Raw genomic sequence first — 6,392 nt, 5'->3', positions numbered from 1 at the left:
AATGTTGGGAGGTTTTTTATTGCTGAAGAAATATATGCTAGAAAAATAGTGATTGCCTCAATATTTGTCTACATTTAACAACAAGAGAAATATTTCAACAATATGTTTCATTGGCTTTTCTTTTTATAAATAAATATTTAAAGATTATGTGCTTCCTTATAGGCGTAAACATTGCTTTATGTTATAAATATATGAATAGGCATGTTTTTTGCTTATTCATAAAAGGAGCGTGTTATGAAATTATCTGTTGGGTTGAAAGTTGCGAATAGCTTGTCGTTAACTCCTCAATTACAGCAGGCAATTCGTTTATTACAACTTTCAAGTTTGGAGCTGGAACAGGAAATACAAATTCAACTTGATAGTAATCCTTTATTAGAGAAAATTGAAGAAATTAATACGACAGAAAGTTTAACTACGCTTGAAACTTCTGAAACAGGTGACTTAACCACTGAGCTGAATGCTGATCATCTACCGAATGACTTACCTGTTGATACAGAATGGGATGATATTTACACCCATCAATCTACTGCCTTGGCTTCTCCAGAATATGAAGAGAGAGAAGATAACCGTCAGATTCAGTTGAGCTTAAAGGAACATATTTTAGAGCAGGTGAATCTGCTGAATTTTTCTTTAGTAGATAAGTTAATTGCGTATTGCATTGTTGATTCTTTGGATGACAAGGGATTTTTGGATGCAGAGTTGGATGATATTTTGTTGGCCACTACTCGATTGTTGCGGGAAGTGGAGAATGATGAAGAGATTGAGCAAGATGAGATTATTGTTGTTTTAAAGTATATTCAACGTTTAGACCCAATTGGTGTTGGTTCTCGTAATTTAGCGGAATGCTTAAAAATTCAGTTAGAGACATTCCATGAAAAAGTACCTTATCTGACTGAAGCAAAAAAATTATTACAGTGCTATGAGCTTTTAATTGCAAATGATTTAAATAAGTTGTTAAAGCAGACTGGCCTAACCAAAGAACAACTAAAGAGCGCTATTGATCTATTAAAAACCTTAAAACCTTATCCTGGGCTGGAATTTAATCAACAAGAATCAGAATATCAGGTGCCTGATGTGGTGGTTTCGAAGAAAGACCAGCATTGGCAGGTTCAGTTGAATCCTGATGTCATGCCAAAATTACGCATTAATTCCTTTTACTCAAACATGATTCGTCGTGCTGATCAAAGTGATGACAATGTTTATTTGCGTAATCAAATGCTAGAGGCCAAGAGCTTTATCAAGAGTATTGATGAGCGCCATAAGACCTTATTGAAAGTTGCCACCTGTATTGTTGAGCATCAACGAGCTTTTCTTGAGCAGGGCCCTGAAGCAATGAAACCTTTGGTATTGCGGGATGTGGCGGAGGAAGTGGAATTACATGAGTCTACTGTTTCACGTGTCACAACCAATAAATATATGCTGACTCCACGTGGTTTGTTTGAACTGAAATATTTCTTCTCTAGCCATGTGGGAACAACAACAGGTGGTGAGGCTTCTTCCACCGCAATCCGTGCCATGATCAAAAAGTTGGTTTCAAACGAGAATCCACGTAAACCTTTGTCAGATAATGCAATTGCTGAAATGCTGAAACAAGAGGGGATTGAAGTGGCGCGGCGTACAGTTGCAAAATATCGCGAATCGTTACATATTCCCTCATCTTCTGAAAGAAAAGTCTTGATCTAAATTTAAAGGTGTGACTATTCTAAGAGTTCATTATGACGGAATAATGAATTTTTAATAAACACTAGAGGAATCGCTGAGATGATTTAATGGATATGTTGAACCATAATAGGTCGCATTAAATTGTTTGAGCGATATTCTTGAATCCTGAGAAAAGGTGAGGGATAGAATTATGCAAATAACGATTCGTGGACACCATTTAACCATTACACCAGCAATTGAAGAAAATATAAAAGCGAAGTTTAGCCAAATGACCAAGCATCTGGATCATGTGAATAGTATGCAGATCAAGCTGGCTAAGGATCATCAAATAGACAAACGGTCTCATAAAGGCAGTGCAAACCATATTGCGGAAGCGATTATACGTTTGCCTGGGGTTGAGCTGTTTGCTCAGGCGACAGCTGATGATATGTATACTTCGATTAAAAAGCTGACAGAAAAATTAAAACGACAGCTTGCCAAACATAGAAAGATGCAGTGTTCGTATCAGCATGAACTTACGGTAGCATCCTGATTTTGGCGTTCTAATTAAAAGAGGCTTTTTTAGAAAGCCTCTTTTTTTATAGATAAAAATGAAACCTTACTGAATTATGTGAAAAAATTATAGTAAAATATATCGTTTTACAGCAATGCTTGTATAAGAGGTCTTGGTAATGAATAGTGAGCAGCTCACACAAATTTTAAAAGAAGCTTTCCCTGAAGCAGAAGTGACAGTGAGTGGACAAGCTGGGAAATTTGACCTTCGCATTGTTGACGATCAATTTGATGGTAAACGGACTGTGACTCGTCAACAGGCTGTTTATGCACCCCTGAATTCCTATATTGCGAGTGGTGCAGTTCACGCTGTTACGATTCGTGCAATGACAAAAGACGAATGGCGCAAAGCAAGCCTTTTCGGAGCCTAAATATTAATGGATAAATTTTTGATTACGGGTGGTGTTAAGCTCGAGGGTGAAGTGCGCATTTCTGGTGCTAAAAATGCAGTATTACCATTGTTGGCAGCCACGATTTTAACTGATGATCCAGTCACGATTCGTAATGTTCCCAATTTAAAAGATGTACACACCATCAGCAAGATTATTGCAGGCCTAGGCGTAACAATCACTTATGAGGGCGATACTGTTTATGCTGATGCCAGCACTTTAAGTAATCAATTTGCCCCTTATGATTTAGTAAAAACCATGCGTGCCTCGATTTTGGTGCTGGGTCCATTACTGGCACGTTATGGCAATGCAAAAGTTTCATTGCCAGGTGGGTGTGCCATAGGTTCGCGTCCAGTGGATTTGCATTTAAAGGCGATGGAAGCGCTGGGTGCCAAGATCGAAGTGGAAAATGGTTATGTGCATGCTTCGATTGATGGCCGTTTAAAAGGTGGTGAAGTCGTTTTTGATATGGTCACTGTCGGCGGTACAGAAAACATCCTGATGGCGGCGGTTTTAGCGGAAGGTGTGACAACAATCCGTAATGCTGCGTGCGAGCCTGAAATTACCGATTTAGCCAATATGCTCAATAAAATGGGCGCACAAATTGAAGGACTGGACACCAATACACTGATCGTGACAGGTGTTGAACGTTTACATGGTTGCGAGCATAGTGTTGTTCCTGACCGTATTGAAACAGGTTCATATCTGGCTGCTGCTGCGATTACGGGCGGGAAAATCAAAACCACACACACTAACCCTTATATTATGGAAAGCGTGTTGGACAAGTTTGAGGAAATGGGCGCAGAAGTCACGCGTGGTGAAGACTGGATTGAACTGGATATGCAAGGCAAGCGTCCTAAGGCAGTGAGTTTTAGAACATTGCCTCATCCTGAGTTTCCAACGGATATGCAGGCGCAGATCATGGCAGTCAATGCCATTGGTCGTGGTTTTGCAACAATTTCAGAAACGATTTTCGAAAATCGTTTTATGCATGTACCTGAGCTTTCACGTATGGGTGCCAACATTCAGGTCGATGGGCATGATGCGGTGGTCACAGGTGTGGAAAAACTGCAAGCTGCGCCTGTCATGGCAACTGATTTACGTGCCTCGTTTTCACTTGTTCTTGCTGCGCTGGTTGCTGAGGGTGAAACACTGGTTGATCGTATATACCATATTGATCGTGGCTACGAACGTGTGGAAGAAAAATTGCAAAGTTTAGGTGCGCAGATTAAGCGGGTAAAAGCATGAATGACTTAAGAAACGATGATCCGAATTTTGATGTGATGGGTAATTTTGATCATGGTTTAACTTTAGCACTCAGTAAAGGTCGTATTTTAAAGGAAACCTTGCCACTGCTGGAAAATGCAGGCATCAATTTACTTGAAGACCCAGATAAATCACGTAAGTTAATTTTTCCAACCACACATAAAAAAGTACGCATCCTGATTTTGCGGGCTTCTGATGTGCCAACCTATGTAGAGAATGGTGCGGCAGATTTTGGTGTGGCAGGTAAAGATGTGCTGATGGAGCATGGTGCCCAGCATGTTTACGAACTGCTTGACCTGAAAATTGCCAATTGTAAGCTAATGACTGCGGGTAAAGTTGGCATGGAGCGTCCCAAAGGGCGTTTAAAGATTGCTACCAAGTATGTCAATTTAACCCGTCAATATTATGCAAGCCTGGGTGAGCAGGTTGATGTGATTAAGCTGTATGGTTCAATGGAGCTTGCACCTTTGGTTGGTTTGGGTGACTACATTGTTGATGTGGTGGATACAGGCAATACCTTGCGTGCCAATGGTCTGGAACCTTTGGAAGAAATTTGCAAAGTGTCTTCACGTTTAATTGTCAATAAAGCCAGCTTTAAACGTAAACAGGCTTTGTTAAATCCAATCCTGACCCAGCTTGAACAGGCGATTAATAATCGTTAGTTGATAAATAGCTTAAATTTTGGAGGTCAACTTAGGTTGGCCTTTTTATTTGATTTTGGAGTTAGGGAAAATATAGGCAAACAAGAACAGGTGGTTGATCGAGAGACTCTTTCTTTGTGATTGATTTTTTAGGCTGATATTGCATCCACAAGGACGATGAAAAAGAGTAAACTTAGCGTTCTCTTTTTTATCTTGTGGGTAAATTGATGCGACGTTTATCGACTCAGGATCAGAATTTTAAACAGGCATTTGCTGAGCTTTTAGCATTTGAAACTGTCAATGATCCTCAACTCGTACAGACTGTAGACCAGATCATTGCTGATGTCCGCCAGCATGGTGATGAACATGTACTTAAATTCACCCAACAGTTCGATCGACATCCAGCGCATCAATTCTCCGATTTAGAACTTAGCCAGCAACAGCTTAAAACCGCATTTGAGGGATTAAGTACAGAAATTCGTGAAGCTCTGGAGCTGGCGGCAAAGCGGATTCGTTCATTCCATCAGGCGCAAAAGCAAGAGGGATGGACTTATGTGGATGAGCTGGGAAATACTTTAGGACAGAAAGTTACGCCTCTTGATCGGGTTGGGATTTATGTACCAGGGGGGTTGGCATCTTATCCATCCTCTGTATTGATGAATGCCTTACCAGCCCATGTGGCAGGTGTTCCTGAAATTATTATGGTGGTGCCTGCACCAAATGGTGAGCTCAATCCATTGGTCTTGGCTGCGGCATATCTAGCTGGCGTTAGCCGAGTATTTACCATTGGTGGTGCACAGGCAGTTGCGGCATTGGCCTACGGAACCCAAACCGTTCCAGCCGTAGATAAAATTACGGGACCAGGGAACCGCTTTGTTGCTGCGGCAAAACGGGCCGTGTTTGGTCAGGTCGGTATTGATATGATTGCTGGACCTTCAGAAATTCTGGTGTATGCCGAAGGCAAAAATAATGCAGAATGGCTGGCGATGGATGTACTGTCTCAGGCAGAACATGACACGGTTGCCCAAGCCATTTTCATTACACCCGATGAAGCACTTTTAAATGCCGTAGATGCAGCCATTGAAAAGCATCTTGCTGAATTACCAAAAGCCGAAATCGCCCGTACTTCAATTCAAAACCGTGGTGCACTGGTTCTGGTTAAAGACCGTGCAGAAGCGATAGAGCTGATCAATCAGGTTGCGCCTGAGCATTTGGAACTTTGTCTGGATGACGCTGAATTGATGAGCCAAGAGATTCGTCATGCAGGTGCAATCTTTATGGGACGTTATACCCCAGAAGCGATTGGCGATTATTGTGCAGGGCCAAACCACGTCTTGCCAACCTCAGGTACAGCACGTTTTTCATCGCCACTGGGTGTTTATGATTTTCAGAAACGTTCAAGCCTGATCATGTGCTCACAGGATGGTGTTAAAACGCTGGCAAAAACAGCCGATGTGCTTGCGGTGCAAGAAAACCTTGATGCCCATGCACGTTCAGCACGTTATCGTTATATTGATTAAATTTATGATGTAGGGGCGTATTGTATGCGTCCATTGAGATAAAAAATGACGTTTACAACACAACAAATGCGTTTTTGGAGTCCAGAAGTTCGCGAGTTAGAGCCTTATGTTCCTGGGGAACAGCCTAAAATTCAGAACTTACTCAAACTTAATACCAATGAAAACCCATATCCACCTTCACCCAAAGTAGTGGAAGCAGTGCAGACGGTTTTGGCAAATCAGGCTGATGCCTTGCGTTTATACCCTGACCCTGATGCAACCGCCTTAAAGCAAGCGATTGCCAATCAGCAAAAAGTTGAACTTGATCAGGTTTTTGTGGGTAATGGTTCAGATGAAGTTCTAGCCCATATTTTTAAGGCATT

At 41.4% G+C, this 6,392-nt stretch carries 6 protein-coding genes and 1 pseudogene; all 7 read left to right on the top strand.

Going from position 1 to position 6,392, the window contains the following annotated elements; translation table 11 throughout:
- Positions 1-234: 234 nt before the first annotated feature.
- Positions 235-1,683: an RNA polymerase factor sigma-54 gene (locus B4H32_RS04590; RefSeq protein WP_004683011.1), complete on the top strand. Its 1,449-nt coding sequence runs from the start codon at positions 235-237 to the stop codon at positions 1,681-1,683.
- Between the two features lie 169 nt (positions 1,684-1,852).
- Positions 1,853-2,194: a ribosome hibernation-promoting factor, HPF/YfiA family gene (gene hpf, locus B4H32_RS04585; protein ID WP_004757253.1), complete on the top strand. Its 342-nt coding sequence runs from the start codon at positions 1,853-1,855 to the stop codon at positions 2,192-2,194.
- A gap of 139 nt (positions 2,195-2,333) precedes the next feature.
- Positions 2,334-2,585: a BolA family iron metabolism protein IbaG gene (ibaG, locus tag B4H32_RS04580; RefSeq protein ID WP_004757255.1), complete on the top strand. Its 252-nt coding sequence runs from the start codon at positions 2,334-2,336 to the stop codon at positions 2,583-2,585.
- Positions 2,586-2,591: 6 nt separating this feature from the next.
- Positions 2,592-3,851, top strand: coding sequence for a UDP-N-acetylglucosamine 1-carboxyvinyltransferase (murA, locus tag B4H32_RS04575; RefSeq protein ID WP_004675159.1), 1,260 nt, complete (start codon positions 2,592-2,594; stop codon positions 3,849-3,851).
- Positions 3,848-4,531 (top strand): ATP phosphoribosyltransferase, encoded by a 684-nt coding sequence (gene hisG, locus B4H32_RS04570; RefSeq protein WP_004799890.1) that lies wholly within the window; start codon positions 3,848-3,850, stop codon positions 4,529-4,531. Before murA ends, hisG begins: the two co-directional genes overlap by 4 nt.
- Before the next feature lie 206 nt (positions 4,532-4,737).
- Positions 4,738-6,030, top strand: coding sequence for a histidinol dehydrogenase (gene hisD, locus B4H32_RS04565; protein ID WP_286800377.1), 1,293 nt, complete (start codon positions 4,738-4,740; stop codon positions 6,028-6,030).
- 45 nt (positions 6,031-6,075) lie between these two features.
- A pseudogene (locus B4H32_RS04560) lies at positions 6,076-6,392 on the top strand (histidinol-phosphate transaminase); the annotation flags it as partial.

It is taken from the genome of Acinetobacter sp. UBA2063 (assembly GCF_002333245.1).
Classification (GTDB): domain Bacteria; phylum Pseudomonadota; class Gammaproteobacteria; order Pseudomonadales; family Moraxellaceae; genus Acinetobacter; species Acinetobacter parvus.
Note: the sequence above shows the minus strand (reverse complement) of the source record. Positions and strands in the feature narration are given on the sequence as shown.

Excerpts from the sequence above, each read along its gene's own strand:
- ibaG (WP_004757255.1), top strand. The coding sequence starts at position 2,334 with ATGAATAGTGAGCAGCTCACACAAATTTTAAAAGAAGCTTTCCCTGAA.
- hpf (WP_004757253.1), top strand. The coding sequence starts at position 1,853 with ATGCAAATAACGATTCGTGGACACCATTTAACCATTACACCAGCAATT.
- B4H32_RS04590 (WP_004683011.1), top strand. The coding sequence starts at position 235 with ATGAAATTATCTGTTGGGTTGAAAGTTGCGAATAGCTTGTCGTTAACT.
- hisD (WP_286800377.1), top strand. The coding sequence starts at position 4,738 with ATGCGACGTTTATCGACTCAGGATCAGAATTTTAAACAGGCATTTGCT.
- murA (WP_004675159.1), top strand. The coding sequence starts at position 2,592 with ATGGATAAATTTTTGATTACGGGTGGTGTTAAGCTCGAGGGTGAAGTG.
- hisG (WP_004799890.1), top strand. The coding sequence starts at position 3,848 with ATGAATGACTTAAGAAACGATGATCCGAATTTTGATGTGATGGGTAAT.